This is a genomic window from Klebsiella sp. M5al (assembly GCF_002090195.1).
GTDB lineage: Bacteria > Pseudomonadota > Gammaproteobacteria > Enterobacterales > Enterobacteriaceae > Klebsiella > Klebsiella grimontii.
Genome location: NZ_CP020657.1, coordinates 1,062,573 through 1,083,625, shown reverse-complemented (window position 1 = coordinate 1,083,625; position 21,053 = coordinate 1,062,573). Strand labels below are relative to the sequence as shown.

Sequence of the window (21,053 nt, the reverse complement as noted above, 5' to 3'; positions counted from 1 at the left end):
TATCAATGATGAGTAATACAAATAGAAAGAAGGGCATTCTAGCCAACCGGACAAGCGCCGTCGTCAAAAAAATGCGCCGCGACCTCATTGTTTCAATTGGGCAAAACTTTCATAACCTTCCTGGAATAACTTAGAATAGTCGACAAAACATTTTTCACGAACCAGGACCCAGGCAATGAGCAAATCTGAAAATCTGTATAACGCTGCGCGTGAACTTATTCCCGGCGGCGTGAACTCTCCGGTACGTGCCTTCACCGGCGTCGGCGGTACGCCGCTGTTTATCGAGCGCGCAGACGGCGCTTACCTTTACGACGTTGATGGTAAAGCGTATATCGATTATGTCGGTTCCTGGGGCCCGATGGTGCTGGGTCACAACCACCCGGCCATCCGCAACGCGGTCATTGAAGCCGCCGAACGCGGTTTAAGCTTTGGCGCGCCGACGGAGATGGAAGTCAAAATGGCGGCGCTGGTTACCGAACTGGTCCCGACCATGGATATGGTTCGCATGGTGAACTCCGGCACCGAAGCGACCATGAGCGCCATTCGCCTGGCCCGCGGCTTCACCGGTCGTGACAAAATCATTAAGTTCGAAGGCTGCTACCACGGCCACGCCGACTGCCTGCTGGTGAAGGCCGGCTCAGGCGCGCTGACGCTCGGCCAACCGAACTCGCCGGGCGTGCCGGCGGACTTCGCCAAACACACGCTGACCTGCACCTATAACGATCTGTCATCGGTTCGCGCCGCGTTCGAACAGTATCCGCAGGATATCGCCTGCATCATCGTTGAGCCGGTGGCCGGTAATATGAACTGTATCCCGCCGCTGCCGGAGTTTCTGCCGGGCCTGCGCGCGCTGTGCGACGAGTTCGGCGCGCTGCTGATTATCGATGAAGTGATGACCGGCTTCCGCGTGGCGCTGGCCGGCGCGCAGGATTACTACGGCGTGGTGCCGGATCTAACCTGCCTTGGCAAAATCATCGGCGGCGGTATGCCGGTAGGCGCATTCGGAGGTCGTCGTGAAGTGATGGATGCCCTCGCGCCGACCGGCCCGGTTTATCAGGCAGGCACCCTCTCCGGCAACCCCATTGCGATGGCGGCAGGTTTCGCCTGCTTAAGCGAAGTGGCGCAGCCCGGCGTGCACGAGACGCTAACCGAACTGACCAACCAGCTGGCCCAGGGTCTGCTGGACGCCGCTCGCGATGCCGGTATCCCGCTGGTGGTGAATAACGTTGGCGGCATGTTCGGCATTTTCTTTACCGACGCGCCAACCGTGACCTGCTACCAGGACGTGGTCAAATGCGACGTAGAGCGTTTCAAACGCTTCTTCCACCTGATGCTGGAAGAGGGCGTCTATCTGGCGCCGTCGGCGTTTGAAGCGGGCTTTATGTCCATCGCCCACAGCGAAGAAGATATCGACAACACCGTTGCCGCCGCGCGTAACGCCTTCGCGAAGCTGTAACTCTGATTGCCGGGGCTGCTCAGCCCCGGCAATGCCTCTCCGAGGTGCTGCACTCTTTGAAAATCAATAAGCGGCTTATAACATCGCGACGCCCGGCGGGCATCGCGATGCGGAAAAGCTACCGGCTCTGTTTTCTTAACAGATAGATAAAGTACGGCGCGCCGATAAAGGTCGACAACAAGCCCGCCGGGATCTGATACGGGAACAGCATCATCCGGCCGCACCAGTCGGCGAACACCAGCAGCCCCCCGCCAATCAGGCCGGAGATCGCCATATGCGGCATCGTACGCCGGAATCCCATCATACGCGCAATATGCGGCGCCATTAATCCCACAAAGCTGAGGGGGCCAATCGTTAGCGTTGCGGCCGCGGTCAAACATGCCGCCAGCAGCAGTAGCCCAATGCGTGACGGCGTCAGCGCCATACCGACCGCCCTCGCCGCCTCGCCGCCCAGCGGCAGAATCGTCAGCCAGCGGCGGCAGAGCGGGGCCAGCGCCAGCAGGATCAGCATCACCACGCCGCTGCGCACCACCAGCTCCGGCGTCGCGCTGTAGGTGGAGCCGGAAATCCACGTCAGGATCTGCGCCATTCGCGGATCGCCGCTGGCCTGCAGCATCATCAGCAGCATGGTAAACGCGGTACTCAGCGCCATCCCCGCCAGCAGCATACGGTGCGGCGAAAATCCGCCGCGCCCGGCGGCAGCCAGGATAACCAGCAGCGTCGCCGCCGCGCCGAGGCTACCGGCGGGCAGCAGCCAGCCAAAGGCGTTGCCCGGCACGAAAAATAGCATCAGCACCACGCCAAACGCCGCGCCCGAGCTGATGCCAAGCACTTCCGGACTGGCCATCGGATTACCGGTTAAGCGTTGGATAATGCAGCCCGCCACCGCCAGCATCACGCCGGCGAACAGCGCCGCCAGAATGCGCGGCCAGCGCCAGGGCATTAGCTGATCCAGTAGCGTTCCGCTGGCCCAGTGCCAGCCCTGCGCGTCGCGGCCGAAAGCCAGCGCCGCGACGATGGCCAGCAGCAGAATCGCCAGCCCGCCCAGCGCGAACCACAGCACATGTTGGCGTTCAGCCAGCACTTTATCGCCACCGTTCATCACCGGCGCACTAATGCTGCGTAGGCGCGGCAGCAGCCATAGCAGCAGCGGCGCGCCAATCAGCGCGGTCACCGAACCGGTGGAGACCTCCATCCACACCCGGGCCAGCCACAGGATGAGCTGATCGGAGAGCCACAGCAGCAGCGCGCCAATCAGGGCCGCCAGCAGCAGGCGCGATAGCAGGCGGCGAGCGCCCAGCATCTTCGCCAGCAGCGGCGCGAACAAACCGATAAAACCAATAATCCCCACCGCATTCACCAACAGGGCGCTGATGATAATCGCCAGAGTCAACGCCCCCAGCCGCGCCAGAGAAAGCGCCAGACCGAGATTGCGCGCCACGCCGTCGTCCAGCCCCATCAGGGTCAGCGGACGCAGCAGCAGCAGGGTCAGAATCGCCCCGCCCAGCAGCTGCGGCCACAGCCGCTGCACCACGCTCCAGTCGGTCTGCGTCAGGGTGCCGGTGCTCCACAGGAACATGCTTTGCAGCTGGTCATGATGGAAGATCGCCATCAGCTGATTAAGCGCGCCGCAGTAGAGACTCACCACCAAGCCTGCCAGAATCAACGTCACCGGCGAGAGGCGTTTGCCCCACGACACGCCAAACACCAGCGCGCCGACAATGCAGGCCCCGGCCAGCGCGGCAAACTGCGACGCCAGCACGCCAGGGATTGCCCATAGCGTGGTGACCGTCATGCCCAGCTGCGCCCCGGTCGCCACGCCGAGCGTCGTCGGCTCCGCCAGCGGGTTACGCAGCACCTGCTGGAACAGCACGCCCACCAGCCCCAGCCCGGCGCCGACCAGCAGCGATATCGCCAGCCGCGGCAGCAGGCTGTAGTGGAACAGCATCTGGGCGATATTATCGATACTCGGCTGCCAGAGCGCCTGTCCCCACTCGCTTCGCGGCAGCGCCACGTTGAGGTTGAACAGCGTCAGCGCAGCAGCGACGATAAGCAGAGTTAACAGCAGAGATGTCGCCAAAGGCGAAATACGCGATCTCACGCCGGGCCTCCCTGAGCATCGGCCAACACGCGGGCAAAATGCATCGCCGATAGCGTCGCGCCATAGAACCACACCGCCGGGACGCGTTGAAAACGCCCTGCACGAACGAACGGCATCGCTTGCCACAGCGGCGTCGCCGTGAGCTGCGCCATCTCCCGCGCATTGCCGTGATCGAAGCAGATAACGTCGGCGTCTCTGTAGGCCGCCAGCCGGTCAATACCGACGGTGACGCTGCCCCAAAAGGTGGTCTCGCCCTGCCAGGCATTGTTGATGGCAAAGCGGTCGAGCACTTCCTGGAACAGACAGTTCTGCGCAAAGACCAGCACGTGGCGGGTATCAAGCAGGGTAATCATCAGCAGCGGGCGATCGCCGCGACGGGCAAAGCGCGGACGCAGGCTCTCCATCAGCGCGTCAAATTCCGCCAGATGGCGCTTCGCTTCCTGCTGCCTGCCGATCAGGTCAGCCATTTCGCTAAGCGACTGCTGAGCCATCATCAGCGGACGCTTGCCGTCGCTGAAGGTGAATCCTCGTCCGGGCGCAATACGCGCCAGCTTTTCCGCCGACGGGCCATATCCTGCCGACCAGACCAGAAACGACGGCTTCATCTGCGTCAACAGCTCCAGATTGGGTTCGGTGCGCAGCCCAACGTCAATCACCGAATCAGGCAGCGCCGGTTCATTGACCCACAGCCTGTAGTTAGGGATATCGGCAACGCCGTAGGGCGTGACGCCCAGCGCCAGCAGCAGCTCTACCGGCAGCCATTCGAGCGCGACAATACGCTGCGGATCCACTTCCGCCGCCCGCGCGCCGCGCATCTGCCATAGCAGCGGCGACAGCGCCATCGCGGTCAGCAGGCGCCGCCGCGTGATGAATGTGAGGTTTTCCATCAATAGACAAAACTTACTGGCGCTGCGCCAGCCGGATGCGGCAGGATCCCCATCGGGATGCCGTAAATTTGTTCCAGGGTTTCGCTGCGCATCAGCGCCGCGGGCGTTCCCTGAGCGATCATCTCACCGCCGCGCAGCGCAACCAGATAGTCGCAGTAGCGCGCCGCCATATTGATATCATGCAGGACGGCGATCACCGTCAGCCCGCGCTGCTGGCTGAGGCGATGAACCAGCGCCAGCACATCCACCTGGTGGGCGATATCCAGCGCCGAGGTCGGTTCATCAAGCAGCAGGCAGCGGCTATCCTGGGCCACCAGCATGGCAATCCACGCGCGCTGGCGTTCACCGCCGGAGAGGCTGTCCACCAGCCGCTGGGCCAGCGGTTTAAGCCCGACCAGCGCAATCGCCTCTTCCACTTTCTCCCGATCCGCCGCGCCAAAACGCCCCAGCGCCCCGTGCCACGGGTAGCGGCCGATCGCCACCAGCTCACGCACCGTCATGCCTTCCGCCGGTGGCAACTGCTGCGGCAAATAGGCGACTTTGCGGGCAAACGCTTTGCTGCCCCAGCTGTCGAGCGGCTGGCCGTCGAGCAAAATATCCCCATCCGACGGCGGCTGATGGCGGCCAAGCATTTTCAGCAGCGTTGATTTGCCGGAGCCGTTATGGCCAATCAGGCCGGTGACTTTTCCCGCCGGGAAAGTTAACGACAGAGGATGCAGCAGCGTTCGGCCGGGCACGCGGAAGGTCACGCGGTCCAGTGAAAACGTCGTATCGGAGTGCGGAATGTTTTCCTGCATAACGGAACCTGGTCAGAGGCGCGGCGAACCGCGCCCGTTAAGTGGTTAGAAACGGAAAGTCGCGGTCGCCACAACCTGGCGTTCAGCGCCCCAGTAGCAGGCGTATTCGCTGTAGCAGCTGGAAACGTATTCGCGATCGAACAGGTTGTTGACGTTGACCCCGATCGACGAACCCGGTAGACCAAAGCGCGCCAGATCATATTTCACGGTAGCATCCATTAACGCGTAGCCCGCGACGTTGAAGGATTCGTCTTTTTTTCCCGTCGAAGTATTGTTTTTGTAATAGCTTACCGTTGAACCGACATAGCGCGCCCCGGCGCCCACCGTCAGGCCGCTCAGCGCGGTTTCGTGGAAGGTGTAGTCTGCCCACAGCGACGCCATATTGCGCGGCACTTCCGCCGGACGCTTGCCGTTAAAGGTGGTGTCATGCTGGTACTGGGCGTCGGTATAGGTATAGGAAGCCGTCACGTTGACGTTGGCGTTAACCGCCGCTTTCGCCTCCAGCTCAATCCCGCGTGAGCGGATTTCGCCCGTCTGGATACTGAACGAGGAGTTGTTCGGATCCGCCGTCAGGTTTTTATCTTTGGTCAGTTGATATACCGCGGCGGTCAGCACAACCGGCATATCCTTCGGTACGTACTTCACGCCGGCTTCGTACTGTTCGCCGTGGGAAGCATCGAAGGGTTTGCCATCCCGCGACGATCCGGAAACCGGCTCAAAGGACTGGCTGTAGCTGAAGTATGGCGAGATACCATTATCAAACAGATAGTTAATGCCGCCGCGCCAGGTGAACTGCTGATCGTGATTTTTGGCGAGGGTATTCGCAGGGCGCGTCAGGGTGGAAGCCATCGCATAGTCGTAGCGGCCACCCAGCGTCATCACCCACTTATCCCACGCCATCTGATCCTGCGCGTACAGGCCGGTCTGCTCCATGCGGTTCAGCACCGAATAGGGGAAGTTAACGCTGACGTCTGGATTGCCATACTGCGGGTTCTGCATGTCAATCGCGGAAGCCGTCCCGTAGTCGGCCTTAACATCATTACGCATGCGCGAATAATCCACGCCGGTTAACAGAGTGTGCCCTACCGCGCCGGTTGCGAAATCAGACTGCAGCTGGGTATCAACGGTGAACGTATTGAGATGCTCATCGGAGCGAACATACGCGCGGTTGATTTTGCCTGTCGGCGTATATCCGTTGCCGTAGACTGAACGATACAGGGTATGGACATCCGCATAACGCAGGTTCTGACGCACGGTGAAAGTGTCATCAAACTGGTGCGAGAAGCTGTAGCCGACCATCTGCTGACGGCGAGACATCTTATTATTCGCTTCGCCTTCGTTGAAGTCCGTCGGCAGCTTGTGCGCCTTACCGTTGGCGTCGTAATACGGCACCACTGTCCCTTCACGCGGCAGCCAGCCGTAATACCCGGCATAGGGATCGCTCTGGAAATTACTCAGGAAAGTGAAGTCCGTTTTGTCATCCGGACGCCAGCTAAAGGAGGGCGCGACCGCATAGCGGGTCGATTTCGCCATCTGCTGCTGGGCATCCTGGCTGCGACCCAAACCAGTCAGGCGATACGACCACACCCCGTCATCATCAATGGCATCGCTGAAATCAAACCCCGTCTGCCACAGATTATCGGTACCCATTTTAAACTGGATTTCTTTCAGCGGCTCAGTGGTCGGTCGCTTGCTGACCATGCTGACGATACCGCCAGGGTTGCTGTTGCCGTACAGCACCGACGTTGGCCCACGCATCACTTCAACACGTTCAAGGAAATAGGGGTCCATCGACACTTCAGAATAGTTATTCCCCTGCAGCTTCATCCCATCCAGATACTGGTTGGTGTTCACCGTCGTCGACGTGGTGAAGCCGCGAATCGTCACTACGTCATAGGTGGTTGAGCTGCCGCGAGTCGAGAATACGCCCGGCGTATAGGCCAGCGCTTCTTTAACCGTCGTCGGCTGCTTCATCTCCATTTCCTGGCGGGTCACTACGGAAATAGACTGCGGCGTTTTTTCGATGGGCGTATCGGTTTTTGTTGCGGTCGCCGAATGTTTCGCCGCGATGGTCGCTGCCGGTCCCCAGGCGCTCTCCTGCGGGGCCGGAGCGGCAGTTACGGTGATGGTTTCTTCTTTCGGTTCAACTGCCGCCTGTGCATAAACAGACATGCCGCTAACCGCCGTGGCTACTACAGCTGCGATTTTACGCAGCGAGTGATTTGGCTGAGCAGTTTTAAGACGCGCCATGGGTATATCTCTAATAGAAGTGAATGATAACGTAAACGAGAATTATTATTATAACGGCTGACATAATAGGCGAAACGATCGCGGCAAGGCAAGAAATATGCCCCTGACGAAATATCAAAGGATGAATAAATAACCAGACGGTAAGTGTGGAGTTAAGCGGGTGTTAATTAATTTATCGATATAAAAAGGCCCCCTAATACTGAGGTATTAGAGGGCCACTATTTTAGCATCCATTTAAACGACGAAGCGTCGGCTTAAAGGATGAAGCGGAACGTTAATTACTGCCGAACATATCCTTAATCCAGCCCGCGACGCCATCGCTCTTCTCCTGCTTCGGCGGTTGCTGCTGCTGGTTTTGCTGCTGTTGCGGCTGCTGCCCGGACTGGTTGAACGGATTATTCGCCTGCTGCTGCTGGAGCTGCTGCTGTTGGATCTGTTCGCCCTGGCGGCACAGCGCGTCCGGCGTGGTGGTCCATACCGGCAGCGAGCGCATGCCGCCGCTGCAGACAAAGTTACCGCTGCCATCGACGCCCATATCCACCACGTCTTCCGGCGGCGTCAGCACCAGCGGGGTCGGGGTCTGGTTTGCCAGATAGCGCTGGTAAATGGACATTGCGCCGCTGGCGCCGTACAGCTTGGTCGGCTGGTTATTATCGCGACCCACCCAGGTAATGGTCACCTGACCACCGTCAATACCGGCAAACCAGGTATCAACGTTGTTGTTGGTGGTCCCGGTTTTACCCGCCAGATGCAGGCCCGGATACTTCGCGCCCAGCTGGCGACCGGTACCGCGCTGCACAACCTGCTGCATGGTCCATAGCGTCATGTAAGCCGCCTGGGCCGGCACCGCGCGCTCCGCCTGCGGATAGCTCTGATAGAGCACGGTACCATCTTCGGCGATAACGGAACGCAGCGCTGACAGCGGCGCGCGGTTGCCCCCGCTGGCGATGGTCTGGAACGCCTGCGCCACTTCAATCGGCGTCAGGTTCAGCGCCCCCAGCAGCATCGACGGAACCGCGTTCAGCTGATTCTTCGGCGCGCCCAGTTTAGTCCAGGTATCGACCACCGCCGGCAGGCCCAGCGCCATCCCGAGGTTCACCGTCGGCACGTTCATCGAACGCGTCAGCGCATCAACCAGCATCACCTTACCGCTATCGCTGTAGCGACGGTCGTCGTTCTGCGGCGACCACGTCTGGCCATTAGACAGGCGAATCGAGATAGGCGCATCGGCAATCCAGGTATTGAGGCGATACTGGTTCGGCTGGCTTAGCGCGGTCAAATAGGTCGCCGGTTTTGCCAGTGAACCAATTGAACGGCGCGCCTGCATTGCGCGGTTATAGCCGGCAAACTGCGGCTCCGCCCCGCCGACCATCGCCCGCACCTCGCCGGTGAAGCGATCGACGACCACCATCGCGGTTTCCAGATCCGGCAGCTTACGCTGTTTCTTCAGCGCCGGAATACCTTCCGTCGCCGCCTTTTCCGCCGCATCCTGCGCGACTGAGTCGAAGGTGGTGAAGATCTTCACGCCGGAGAGATCTTTCACTTTGTCGCCCAGTTTCGCCTGCAGCTCCTGGCGCACCATCTGCATAAACGCCGGCTGCGGAGAGATAACCCCGCCGCGCGGCTGTACGCCCAGCGGACGCGCGCTCAGCATGTCATACAGCTCTTGATCGATAACCTGCTGCTGCTGCAGCAGACGCAGCACGAGGTTGCGTCGCTCCAGCGCCAGTTTTGGGTTACGCCATGGGTTGTAGACCGACGCGCCTTTTACCATCCCCACCAGCAGCGCCTGCTGATCGAGGCTCAGCTCTTCCACCGGACGGCCAAAGTAATAGAGGCTCGCCAGCGGGAAGCCGCGGATCTCGTTATCGCCGCTCTGACCGAGGTACACTTCGTTCATATACAGCTCAAGGATACGATCCTTGCTGTAGCGGGCATCAACGATCAGCGCCATATAGGCTTCGTTAGCCTTACGCCAGTAGGAACGTTCGCTGGAGAGGAACAGGTTCTTCACCAGCTGCTGGGTCAGCGTACTCGCCCCCTGCACCGTACGCCCGGCGGTCAGGTTCGCCAGCACCGCGCGGCCAATCGAGTAGAGGCTGATGCCGTCGTGTTCGTAGAAATGGCGGTCTTCCGTCGCCAGCAGGGTATCGACCAGCAGATCCGGGAAGCCGTTGCGCTTAACAAACAGACGCTGTTCGCCGTTGGCCGATTGCAGCATGGTGATCAGGCGAGGATCGAGGCGGAAGAAACCGAACTGGCGGTTATTATCCATATTCTCGATGGTATCCAGGCGATCGCCGTTGAAGGTCAGACGCGCGCGCACCTGTCCTTCTTTACTGTCCGGGAAATCGAACGGACGGCGGATCATCTCGATGCTGTTGGCCTGTACCGTATATTCGCCCGGGCGCGTCATCGCGCTCACCTGGCGATACTGCGTGGCGTTAAGCAGACGCACCATTTCGTTTTTGCTGATCTGCATATCCGGCTCAAGGTTGACCATCCGGCCATAGACCGCGGCGGGCAGATCCCAGACTTTACCGTCAATGCGGCTACGGATTTTCTGATCGAGGTAGACGCCATAGGCGGCAATCAACACCGCGCAGACGACCCCAATCTTAATCAGCAGCCATAGCCAGGCGCGTTTACGACGAGGGGGTTTACCGCCTTTGCCTTTTCCTTTCCGCGGCATCGGTTTTTCATCCTCATAGTCATCATCGTAATCGTCGTCGTAGTCCTCTTCCCGAACCCGACGGCGAGTTACCTTTTGTTTTGCCGGGCGCGAGGGTCTCCCCTTACGTCCGATCGGCTCGCGGTCATCTCCCGCCATGCTTTTTCTCCGCAACTTACAGGCGTAAAAGCCTGATTCTCAATGTTTCCCCGATTGGGGGAAAGAAGAAATCTCTCAAATTGACGCCCGACCGTTTTGGCTTTCAGGCGACCATTTATGAACTGCGCGACGCGTTATCATGTCGCTCGCATGATTTTCACTTTAAAAATTCACCATACAAATCACATTGTTACCGGCTTCATCGACAGAATAGTTCGGGACACGGAACTGATTGTCCAGGCGATACAGGATAGCACTAAACCGTGACATTCTTAACCAGCATTTTACATGCTCATCAGGTAACAAAAGGGAAATTATTATGTTTTTTAACAACATAAACATGTCCGCCCGTCTCCTTCTGCATACCGCCAAAAGAAAGCGGAACGGTAACGCCGGAAAATAGTATTTCCGCCAGCAAAAAGAAATAACGCAGATGAAAGAAAAAGAAATTTAAAAGCGCGCAATGATAAAAACGCGAGCGGCTTAACATTGTTAATTTGGCAGATTTTCTGATGACTACGGATAAATATTTGTTAAACTGTCAGCCAATTAATTTTTCCGATTAATATATTATGCGCAACTTTATTCTATTTCCGATGATGGCGGTCGTCCTGCTCTCAGGTTGTCAGCAAAATCGCCCGACAACCCTCAGTCCTGCCGTGAGCGGTCAGGCCCAGTTAGAGCAGCTTGCCTCCGTCGCCGCCGGGGCGCGCTATCTGAAGAATAAGTGCAACCGCAGCGATCTGCCCGCCGATGAAGCGATTAACCGTGCGGCAATAAACGTGGGTAAAAAGCGCGGATGGGCGAATATTGACGCGAATCTTTTAAGCCAGCGCAGCGCGCAGCTATATCAACAGCTCCAGCAGGACAGTACCCCGGAAGCGACAAAATGCAGCCAGTTTAATCGCCAGCTGGCGCCCTTTATTGATAGCCTGCGCGACAATAAATAGCGCTTATTTATATTCCGCCAGCGCTATTTTATTCTGCCTGCGGACTCTCCTCAATCGCCCCGCCCGGCCAGTCATCCAGCGCCGCGAGGGTAAACGTTTTACCGTTGAAGCTAAATACGGTGAGGTCCTGCTGAATCTGCTCGATAACCAGGTTCGCCAGCGGCGAGTCGCCCTCCTTCCAGGACTGTCCGTTTAATACAATGCTGCGTTTATCCGCCAGTGAAGCGTAGACGTGCGCGCTGTAGCGCAGAGGCGGCAGGTTATCTTCATCTATCGCTATTTCCGGTTCAGCCTGAATTTCGGGCCCGGCGTTAACCGGCGCCACGGCAGCTTTGACCGCCGGTTGATTCAGCGGGACTAACGCCGCATGGGCTACCGACTGCCTCATCGGCTGCGGCTCGGGCTTGTTCCGCCACTGCTCGCCGCCGAACCATCCGAGCGCAATCAGCAGCGCGGCGTACAGCGGTACGGTCACGTAGGGGATCTGCACCATTCTTCCTACCGCCGCCGGGGGCTCGGACTGCGGGTACGGCTCTTGCGGGCGAACAAGCACCGGCTTCTCCTTAATCAAGACACGCCATCCCGGCGCGGGGTTTTGACGCCGCGGGCCGGGAGGTTAAGGTTTTACTTACTGCTTACCGGCAGCCCGGCGCCCTGGGCTTCGCCCTGCGGCAGTTCCAGCACCGCAACGGACCAGGCCGGCAGAGTGACGGTGCCATCAGCGGCAATCTGCACGCCGTTTGCCAGCGAGTTTTCGCCCGCCGTCTGCTGGATCGCGCTCAGCTGCAGCGTTTCACCGGCAAACTCATTCAGCGTGCGGCTTTCCGGCGCGGCGTTAATCGCCACCACCAGACCGTCAAGGCGGCTATCCAGGCTGGCGCCCGCTTTCATCCCGTCATCCACGGTCATCACCAGCAGACCGGCCTGTTGGTCGGAACCGGTATTACGGAAATCAACGCGCTTCATTACCGCGCTGCCATCGCCCAATGTGAACAACGGCGAGGATTTCCGCAGCTCGGTCAGCTCCTGGTAGAACGCGGTCATCTGCTTCAGCTCCGCTTCGCCCGGGGTGGCAACCATCTCTTTGACGCGAGTAATCACCTCATAGTTGCTGCCGTCATCGCTGATGCGCGGCATACCAACGTTGTAGTTATTATCCTGCAGGGAATAATCCACGCGGTTGAACCAGTCGCCGGAGTCGTAGGAGTCGCGGGTAAAGGATTTCGAACGCAGCAGTTCAGAGCCCTGCTGATCGAACGCGATCCCCTGCCCCAGCATCACCGTCGCCAGCGAAACGGCCTGCATGCGAACGCGGGTCGCCAGATCGGCTTCCTGGGACGCTTTGTAGCTGATCATGTCCCACAGCGTCTGGTTGTCGTGTTTCGAAACATAGTTGACGACTTCCGTCGGGTCTGCGGCGTAGCCGCCAGGCGCGCCGTTATAGTCAATTTCGCTGCCTTTCTTCGCCGCGCCGTCTTTGTCGATCATCACAAAGTCAGCGAGGTTACCGGCCATCCCCAGACGGGTCAGATCGGCCAGATGGCGGACCTGGTCATCGCTCAGGCTGGCGAGTTCGTTTGGCAACACGCCCGCACCGCTGCCGATGCCCTGGTTCTGACGCAGCGCATCGCCGGAATCGAACGGGCCGCCGCCGCGCACGGAATCGCGCAGGCGATCGGAGAACGTGCCGATACCGGTACCTTTCAGGTTGATCTGCGAGGCGATTTCAAAACGATCGCTCTGGTTAGAGTCCCAGCCTTCGCCGAAGAAGTAGATATCCGGGTTCAGGGCCTTAATGCGCTCCCACGCCGACAGAATTTGCGCTTTCGGGTGATAGCCCATCAGGTCGAAGCGGAAACCATCGATTTTATAATCGGTGGTCCATACCGCCAGCGAGTCGGCGATCAGCTTGGCGAACATCCGATGCTCCGGCGCGGAGTCGGAACAGCAGGTGGCGGATTCGACGCTGCCGGTGGTTTCATTCAGACGCTGATAGTACCAGGGTACGATCTTATCCAGTACCGACGTGCGATCGGTCGGACCCGCGGCGTTGGTGTGGTTGTAGACCACGTCCATAATGACGTTCATCCCCAGATCCTGCTTGATCGCCTGAATCATGGTGCGGAACTCTTTGATGCGCGTCGTGCCTTCCGGATCGGTCGCGTAGGATCCTTCCGGAACCGTGTAGTGGAACGGATCGTAGCCCCAGTTGTAGGAGTCGGTCTGCGCCACCAGCGTATTCAGCGCCTGCACCTGCGGATTATCCTGGCTATCGCTCTGCTTAAGCTGATTCAGTACCTCTTCCACCGTGGAGCCGCTGTCGCAGTATCCGGCGAACTCGCTGCTTTTCACCGCGCTGTTCACTTCACACAGGCGACTGAACGGTTGCTGAATATCGGCGACCTTGTCGCTGAACTCGTTCACCGTCGCCAGATCGAAGACCGGCAGCAGCTCAACGTGCGTCACACCTGAAGCGGAGAGCGTCTTCAGATGCTGCACCATATTGCTGTCGCCGGCGGTCAGCGCAAGGTATTTACCGCGCAGTTCGGCCGGAACGGTCTGGTCCCAGGCGGAGAGATCGCGAATATGCGATTCATGGATCGTCATCTTCGCTAAATCCGCTTTCGTCTTCTGGGCGTGCGGCATCGTCAGGTTGTCCCAGCCGTCAGGCTTCAGGGCACTGTCGTTGAGATCGACAACCTGGCTGTACTCCGAGTTGGTCGACAGGCTATGCGCATACGGGTCGGTGACTTCGTACTGTTCAACCTTACGCGACTGCGGGTGATAAACCGTCATCGCATAGCGGTAGAACGCGCCTTTCAGATCGCTGCCGCCCTGCCATGACCACGCGCCGGAAGCGCTGTCGCGGGTCATCGGATGGCTGCCAATGACTTTCTTATCGGCGCTGTAGACCACCACATCCACCTGCTGGGCAGTCGGCGCCCAAACGCGGAAGGTGACGCCGCCGTCGGCCAGCTGCGCGCCGTAGCTCAGGGCTTCCGCCGCTTCGGCATAGGCGTCATCCAGGACGCCCGCCGTCTGCACCTGGGTGGCGGAAATCAGGATCCCGTCCTCTGCGGCGGCAATGGCGACCGTTTCGCCCTGCAGCAGCTCGTCCACGTTGGCGTTGTCCGGCAGCTTAAAGGCCGCATAGCTGGAAAGGTGCGGGAAGCGCATGCTGACCTGCTGGCTGACGGTAGTCGGCGTCAGCTTCAGGTAGCGGTCGGTAAATTTGCCTTCGCCGTCGGCCGCCACTTTACTGCTGTGGCTGTAGTAGAGGCGCACGATGGGCTTATCCTGCCCGCCCGGCCACAGCAGCGTATTTTTGTCGACCCAGTGGGCTTCGGCCAGCGCGACGCCAAAAGCGGCGCGGAAGGCGTCGGCGCGGGAGTCATAGACCGCGCTGTTACCGGCAATCACCGATACCGTACGATCGGTGAAGTCGCCAAACGCCACCCGCAGGTCGCTATCGATCAGCTTATCGGTGCCGTCGCGGACAATGACGTTGATACAACCGCTCTCTTTGTTGAGCGGAATCACCCAGTACGGGCCATATTTATCGCTGCCGCTCGGCGTGGTGCTGACGTCATTCCAGTCGGCCACCGGCGCGCTCAGCGCGTCGCAGGTTTCGTTGTTCCAGAGATAGAGGTTTTTGCTGCTGTAGTCCGCCGCGCTACTGCTGGTGATGCCGGCAATATCCACCAGGTGGATGACCGCCTGGTTTTCTACCGCCGTGACCGCTTCGCCGGGCACCGCAACGTCAGGTAAACGTACAACCACATCCTGATTATCAGGAGTGTCGGGATTTCCAGAGGAAGAAGAAGAGGATCCGTTATCGCAGCCGCTAAGTAAAACCAGCGATCCCAGAACCAGGGCATTACGGGTATATCTGAGCATTCGATAGTCCCTATACATGCTGATTAAATTATATGAAGTGTTATATACGCGAAACTATTCCTGGCGCACTTAAGCCCCATGAAGAAATGACGAGCATATCTTTAAAGCGTCGATAATTAGATATTCTTGCTCTCTTAGGTTCAATCATCCATTCACTCCTCCTCCGGGGGCGTAGGCGGCCGGAGGAGAAAAAATAAAAAGGGAATGACGACCGCAATAGCCAAACTCTTTATGATTCGCAGCGACCTACGCAGATTCCCGCAATAAGCACGCTCAAAAATAAAAAATGCCCCACCCATATCGGTAGGGCGGTACCTTTTGCTGAGGGAAATAGAATGAGCAAAGGAATAAAAATGCATAATTCCGTGATGAGATTAACAATACCAAATAAAAAAATAATTAATTACGCGCCTCATATTGTGACCTCCATCATATTATTTTTTATCTGCCAGCAGCTCGCGCAATTAACCTGGAAAATAATTCTCCCGGTAAACTTTACGGATAACGCATTGAGCTCTGCCGATATGACGTCGCCCGCAGCCCCCTCCGCGGAAACGGCGCTGCCGCGCTTTACGCTGTTTGGCCTTGCGGAGAAAACCTCCGCCTCCGCGCCCGGCGGCAACCTCGACCAGGCGCCCGTTTCGGCGCTCAGACTGCGCGTTACCGGCCTGCTCGCCAGCACCGACCCGTCCCGCGCCATCGCTATCATGATGAAAGGGAATCAACAGGTTAGCCTCGGTATTGGCGATAATACGCCGGGCGGAGAGGCGAAAATCATCGCCATTTCCCCCGACCGCCTGATTGTTAATTACCGCGGCAGAAATGAGGCTATCCCGCTGTTTAACGACCCGCCCGCCGTCGGCAAAAATAGCGCCGCGCCGCCAGCCCGCCACCTGGCGCAGGAGCTCCGCGCGCAGCCGCAAAATATTCTTCATTACCTCAATATTTCGCCGGTCATGGTTAACGACAAACTCAGCGGATATCGCCTGAACCCGGGCAAAGACCCGGCGCTATTTCGCCAGTCGGGTCTCCGGGAAAACGATCTGGCGATAGCCCTCAACGGTCTGGATTTACGCGATAAAGAGCAGGCCCGCCAGGTATTAGCCCAGCTGCCGGAATTAACTGAAATAACCCTTACCGTTGAACGCGACGGCCAGAAAAACGATATTTATCTAGCCCTGAGGGATGAATAATTGATCATCGCCAACGTTATCCGCTCATTTTCCTTGACGCTACTGATATTCGCCGCGCTGTTATTCAGACCGGCCGCGGCGGAAGAGTTTTCCGCCAGCTTCAAGGGCACCGATATTCAGGAATTTATCAATACGGTGAGTAAAAACCTGAATAAAACGGTCATTATCGATCCCAGCGTGCGCGGCACCATTACCGTGCGCAGCTACGATATGCTCAACGAAGAGCAATATTATCAGTTCTTCCTCAGCGTCCTTGATGTCTACGGTTTCGCCGTAATTAATATGAATAACGGCGTCCTGAAAGTGGTGCGTTCGAAAGACGCGAAAACCGCCGCGGTGCCGGTGGCGAGCGATGCCGCGCCGGGTATTGGCGATGAGGTCGTCACCCGCGTCGTGCCCCTGACCAACGTCGCCGCCCGCGATCTGGCGCCGCTGCTGCGCCAGCTTAACGATAACGCTGGCGTGGGCAGCGTGGTGCACTATGAACCCTCCAACGTCCTGCTGATGACCGGCCGCGCGGCGGTCATCAAGCGCCTGCTAACCATTGTCGAACGCGTCGATAACGCCGGAGACCGCAGCGTAGTGACCGTTCCGCTGTCCTGGGCTTCCGCCGCCGATGTGGTCAAGCTGGTGACCGAACTCAACAAGGACACCAGCAAATCAGCGCTGCCCGGCTCGATGGTCGCCAACGTGGTGGCCGATGAACGCACCAACGCGGTGCTGGTCAGCGGCGAGCCGAACTCCCGCCAGCGGATCATCGCCATGATTAAGCAGCTCGACCGCCAGCAGGCGACCCAGGGCAATACCAAAGTCATCTACCTGAAATACGCTAAAGCCTCCGACCTGGTCGAAGTGCTGACCGGTATCAGCAGCACGATGCAGAGCGAAAAGCAGGCCGCGAAGCCGGTGGCGGCGCTGGATAAAAATATCATTATCAAAGCGCACGGCCAGACCAACGCCCTGATTGTCACCGCCGCACCGGACGTAATGAACGACCTTGAGCGGGTAATCGCCCAACTTGATATCCGCCGCCCGCAGGTGCTGGTCGAGGCGATTATCGCCGAAGTGCAGGACGCTGACGGCCTGAACCTCGGCATCCAGTGGGCCAATAAAAACGCCGGGATGACCCAGTTCACCAATAGCGGCCTGCCGATATCCACCGCTATCGCCGGGGCCAACCAGTACAACAAAGACGGCACCGTCAGCAGCTCGCTGGCCAGCGCCTTAAGCTCCTTCAATGGTATTGCCGCCGGCTTCTACCAGGGCAACTGGGCGATGCTGTTAACCGCCCTCTCCAGCAGCACCAAGAACGATATTCTCGCCACGCCGAGCATCGTTACCCTCGACAACATGGAAGCCACCTTTAACGTCGGCCAGGAGGTCCCGGTACTCACCGGCTCGCAAACCACCTCCGGCGATAACATCTTCAATACCGTCGAGCGCAAAACCGTCGGCATCAAGCTAAAGGTGAAGCCGCAAATCAACGAAGGCGATTCGGTCCTGCTGGAGATCGAACAGGAGGTCTCCAGCGTGGCGGACGCCGCCTCCAGCACCAGCTCGGATCTCGGCGCGACCTTCAATACCCGTACGGTCAATAACGCGGTGCTGGTCGGCAGCGGCGAAACGGTGGTCGTCGGCGGCCTGCTGGATAAAAGCGTCTCCGACACCGCCGACAAAGTGCCGCTGCTCGGCGATATTCCGGTCATTGGCGCGCTGTTCCGTTCCACCAGCAAAAAGGTCTCCAAGCGCAACCTGATGCTGTTTATCCGCCCGACGGTGATCCGCGACCGCGACGAGTACCGCCAGGCCTCATCCGGGCAGTACACCGCTTTTAACGACGCCCAGAGCAAACAGCGCGGCAAAGAGAACAACGACGCGATGCTGAATCAGGATCTGCTGGAGATCTACCCGCGCCAGGATACCGCCGCGTTCCGTCAGGTCAGCGCCGCTATCGACGCGTTCAATCTGGGAGGCAATCTATGACCCCCGCCGCTGAACGACGCCCGCTGCTCCCCTTCGGCTACGCCCGCGCGCACAGCGTGATGCTCCTGAGCAGCGGCGAAAGCTGCGAGGTTTTCTGCCTCGCCGTTACCGCGCCGCAGGCGCTGCTGGAAGCCCGCCGGGTCGCTGCGATGCCGTTCCGCCTCGAACGGCTGGAAGAAGAGGCGTTCGAAAAGCTGCTGGTGCTGAGCTATCAGCGCGACTCCGCCGAGGCCCGGCGCATGATGGCCGATATCGGCAACGAGCTGGATCTGTATACCCTTGCCGAAGAGCTGCCGGACACCGACGACCTGCTGGACAGCGAAGACGACGCGCCGATTATCCGCCTGATTAACGCCATGCTCACCGAGGCCATCAAAGAGAAAGCCTCGGATATTCATATCGAAACCTATGAGCGCCACCTGCAAATTCGCTTTCGCGTCGACGGCGTCCTGCGCGAAATCCTGCGCCCCCAGCGCCGACTCGCCGCACTGCTGATCTCGCGCATTAAGGTGATGGCGAGCCTGGATATCGCCGAAAAGCGCATTCCGCAGGACGGGCGCATGGCTCTGCGCATTGGCGGACGCGCCGTCGACGTGCGCGTCTCTACCCTGCCGTCGAGCTACGGCGAGCGCGTGGTGCTGCGTCTGCTCGACAAAAATAGCGTCAATCTCGACCTGCTGACCCTCGGGATGACTCCCGCCCTGCTGCGGCAGGTAGATGGGCTGATCGCCCGCCCGCACGGCATCGTGCTGGTGACCGGGCCGACCGGTTCGGGAAAAAGCACCACCCTCTACGCCGCGCTGAGCCGCCTCGACGCGCGCGAGCGCAACATCATGACCATTGAAGACCCCATCGAATATGAGCTGGAGGGCATCGGTCAGACCCAGGTTAACGCGAAAGTCGACATGACCTTTGCCCGCGGGCTGCGCGCCATTTTGCGCCAGGACCCTGACGTGGTGCTGGTGGGCGAAATCCGCGACGGCGAGACGGCGCAAATCGCCGTTCAGGCCTCGCTAACCGGCCATCTGGTGCTCTCGACGCTGCACACCAACAGCGCGCTGGGGGCCATCTCGCGCCTGCAGGATATGGGCGTGGAGCCTTTTCTGCTCTCCACCTCGCTGCTGGCGGTGATGTCGCAGCGGCTGGTGCGCCGGCTCTGCCCGCATTGTCGCCAGCAGGAACCGGCAAACGCCGACACCGCCCACCAGATGGAGATCGCCCCCGGCACGGCGCTCTGGCAGCCCCGGGGCTGCGCCGAGTGCGGTTTTACCGGCTATCGCGGACGCACCGGCATCCATGAACTGCTGCTGGTGGACGATCGCGTACGCATGGCTATCCACCGCGGCGAAAATGAGGTGACGCTGATCCAACAGCTGGGGACGGATTATATGACCCTGCGCCGCGCCGGGCGGGAAAAGGCGCTGGCCGGGATCACCAGTTGGCAAGAGGTGCTAAGGGTCACCGAGCAGCCGATCGCGGAGGCTTGCTGAAATGGCGCTGTTTCGTTACCAGGCCCTCGACGAACAGGGCAAACCCCGGCGCGGCGTCCAGCAGGCGGACTCCGCCCGCCACGCGCGCCAGCTGCTGCGGGAAAAGGGCTGGCTGGCGCTGGACATCGACCCGGCAGCCGGCGGCGGCAGGCCATCGCGCTTTATGCGCCGCACCAGCGCCCGCGATCTCGCCCTCGTCACCCGCCAGCTGGCGACGCTGGTCGCCGCCGCGATCCCGCTGGAAAAAGCGCTCGACGCGGTGGCCCAGCAGAGTGAAAAACCGCAGCTGAAAACGCTGATCGCCGGCGTGCGCGGCAAAGTGCTGGAAGGCCATTCGCTGGCGGAAGCGATGCGCGGCCACCCGGGCTGCTTTGACGCGCTCTACTGCGCGATGGTCGCCGCCGGAGAAGCTTCAGGCCACCTCGACGGCGTGCTGAACCGGCTGGCGGACTACACCGAGCAGCGCCAGCAGCTGCGCGCCCGCCTGCTGCAGGCGATGATTTACCCCATCGTGCTGACCCTGGTGGCGGTCAGCGTGATCGTCATTCTGCTGTCGACGGTGGTGCCGAAGGTCGTCGAGCAGTTTATCCACCTTAAGCAGGCGCTGCCGTTTTCCACCCGCCTGCTGATGGCGATGAGCGATATGCTGCGCGCCGCCGGGCCGTGGCTGCTGCTGGCGATTTTGCTCCTCATTCTCCTGCTGCGCTACCTGCTGCGGCAGCCGGCAAAGCGGCTGGCCTGGCACAGGCTGCTGCTGCGCCTGCCGTTAATTGGCCGGGTCGCGCGCAGCGTTAACAGCGCCCGCTACGCCCGCACCCTGAGCATCCTCAACGCCAGCGCCGTTCCGCTGCTGCTGGCGATGCGCATCAGCGCGGATGTGTTGAGCAACGCCTGGGCGAAGCGCCAGCTGGAAGCCGCCAGCGACGCGGTGCGCGAAGGCGTCAGCCTGCATCGCGCGCTCGAAATGACCCAGCTTTTCCCGCCGATGATGCGCTACATGGTCGCCAGCGGCGAACGGAGCGGCGAGCTCAACAGCATGCTGGAGCGCGCGGCGGACAACCAGGACCGGGATCTGAGCGCACAAATTCAGCTGGCCCTCAGCCTGTTTGAACCCCTGCTGGTGGTGGCGATGGCCGGCATGGTGCTGTTTATCGTCCTCGCCATCCTGCAGCCGATACTGCAGCTCAATACCTTGATGAGTATGTGATTGTTCTAATGG

13 protein-coding genes are annotated in these 21,053 nt (G+C 59.7%); 6 read left to right on the top strand and 7 right to left on the bottom strand.

Going from position 1 to position 21,053, the window contains the following annotated elements; genetic code table 11:
• Positions 1–175: 175 nt before the first annotated feature.
• The gene (gene hemL / locus BWI76_RS05145) at positions 176–1,456 is read left to right on the top strand and encodes a glutamate-1-semialdehyde 2,1-aminomutase (protein WP_004129093.1); all 1,281 of its coding nucleotides are present in this window, start codon (positions 176–178) and stop codon (positions 1,454–1,456) included.
• 118 nt (positions 1,457–1,574) lie between these two features.
• Here the strand turns inward: hemL and fhuB are convergent, their stop codons facing one another.
• From fhuB to mrcB, 5 genes are all read right to left on the bottom strand, one after another.
• Entirely contained in the window at positions 1,575–3,557 is a 1,983-nt protein-coding gene (fhuB, locus tag BWI76_RS05140; RefSeq protein WP_049085788.1) for a Fe(3+)-hydroxamate ABC transporter permease FhuB, read from the bottom strand.
• Complete coding sequence (gene fhuD / locus BWI76_RS05135; protein ID WP_049085787.1) at positions 3,554–4,444, bottom strand: Fe(3+)-hydroxamate ABC transporter substrate-binding protein FhuD; 891 nt, start codon at positions 4,442–4,444, stop codon at positions 3,554–3,556. Before fhuD ends, fhuB begins: the two co-directional genes overlap by 4 nt.
• Positions 4,444–5,241 carry a Fe3+-hydroxamate ABC transporter ATP-binding protein FhuC gene (gene fhuC / locus BWI76_RS05130; protein WP_024360353.1) on the bottom strand — a complete coding sequence of 266 codons (798 nt, stop codon included), beginning with the start codon at positions 5,239–5,241 and terminating at the stop codon, positions 4,444–4,446. The genes fhuD and fhuC overlap by 1 nt, the downstream gene beginning before the upstream one ends.
• 45 nt (positions 5,242–5,286) lie before the next feature.
• Positions 5,287–7,491 carry a ferrichrome porin FhuA gene (gene fhuA, locus BWI76_RS05125; protein WP_049088231.1) on the bottom strand — a complete coding sequence of 735 codons (2,205 nt, stop codon included), beginning with the start codon at positions 7,489–7,491 and terminating at the stop codon, positions 5,287–5,289.
• Positions 7,492–7,765: 274 nt separating this feature from the next.
• On the bottom strand, positions 7,766–10,321 hold the full coding sequence (mrcB, locus tag BWI76_RS05120; RefSeq protein ID WP_004872057.1) for a bifunctional glycosyl transferase/transpeptidase: 2,556 nt from the start codon (positions 10,319–10,321) through the stop codon (positions 7,766–7,768).
• 572 nt (positions 10,322–10,893) lie between these two features.
• Here mrcB and pulS point away from each other — a divergent pair.
• Complete coding sequence (gene pulS, locus BWI76_RS05110; RefSeq protein ID WP_004872072.1) at positions 10,894–11,271, top strand: GspS family T2SS pilot lipoprotein variant PulS; 378 nt, start codon at positions 10,894–10,896, stop codon at positions 11,269–11,271.
• A gap of 28 nt (positions 11,272–11,299) precedes the next feature.
• Here the strand turns inward: pulS and gspB are convergent, their stop codons facing one another.
• Together gspB and pulA are read right to left on the bottom strand one after the other, a co-directional pair.
• Positions 11,300–11,824, bottom strand: a complete 525-nt coding sequence (gene gspB / locus BWI76_RS05105) for a type II secretion system assembly factor GspB (protein ID WP_004872074.1) — start codon at positions 11,822–11,824, stop codon at positions 11,300–11,302.
• Positions 11,825–11,895: 71 nt separating this feature from the next.
• A complete protein-coding gene (gene pulA, locus BWI76_RS05100) occupies positions 11,896–15,168 on the bottom strand; it encodes a pullulanase-type alpha-1,6-glucosidase (protein WP_049088230.1) in 3,273 nt (1,090 codons plus the stop codon).
• Between the two features lie 353 nt (positions 15,169–15,521).
• Here pulA and gspC point away from each other — a divergent pair, with 353 nt between their 5' ends.
• From gspC to gspF, 4 genes are read left to right on the top strand one after another with little or no spacing between them, the layout of a single operon-like run.
• Positions 15,522–16,361 carry a type II secretion system protein GspC gene (gspC, locus tag BWI76_RS05095; protein ID WP_049088229.1) on the top strand — a complete coding sequence of 280 codons (840 nt, stop codon included), beginning with the start codon at positions 15,522–15,524 and terminating at the stop codon, positions 16,359–16,361.
• Complete coding sequence (pulD, locus tag BWI76_RS05090; protein ID WP_004872081.1) at positions 16,362–18,344, top strand: GspD family T2SS secretin variant PulD; 1,983 nt, start codon at positions 16,362–16,364, stop codon at positions 18,342–18,344.
• Positions 18,341–19,834 (top strand): type II secretion system ATPase GspE, encoded by a 1,494-nt coding sequence (gspE, locus tag BWI76_RS05085; protein ID WP_049088228.1) that lies wholly within the window; start codon positions 18,341–18,343, stop codon positions 19,832–19,834. The genes pulD and gspE overlap by 4 nt, the downstream gene beginning before the upstream one ends.
• A gap of 1 nt (position 19,835) precedes the next feature.
• Entirely contained in the window at positions 19,836–21,041 is a 1,206-nt protein-coding gene (gene gspF / locus BWI76_RS05080; protein ID WP_049088227.1) for a type II secretion system inner membrane protein GspF, read from the top strand.
• Positions 21,042–21,053 lie beyond the last annotated feature (12 nt).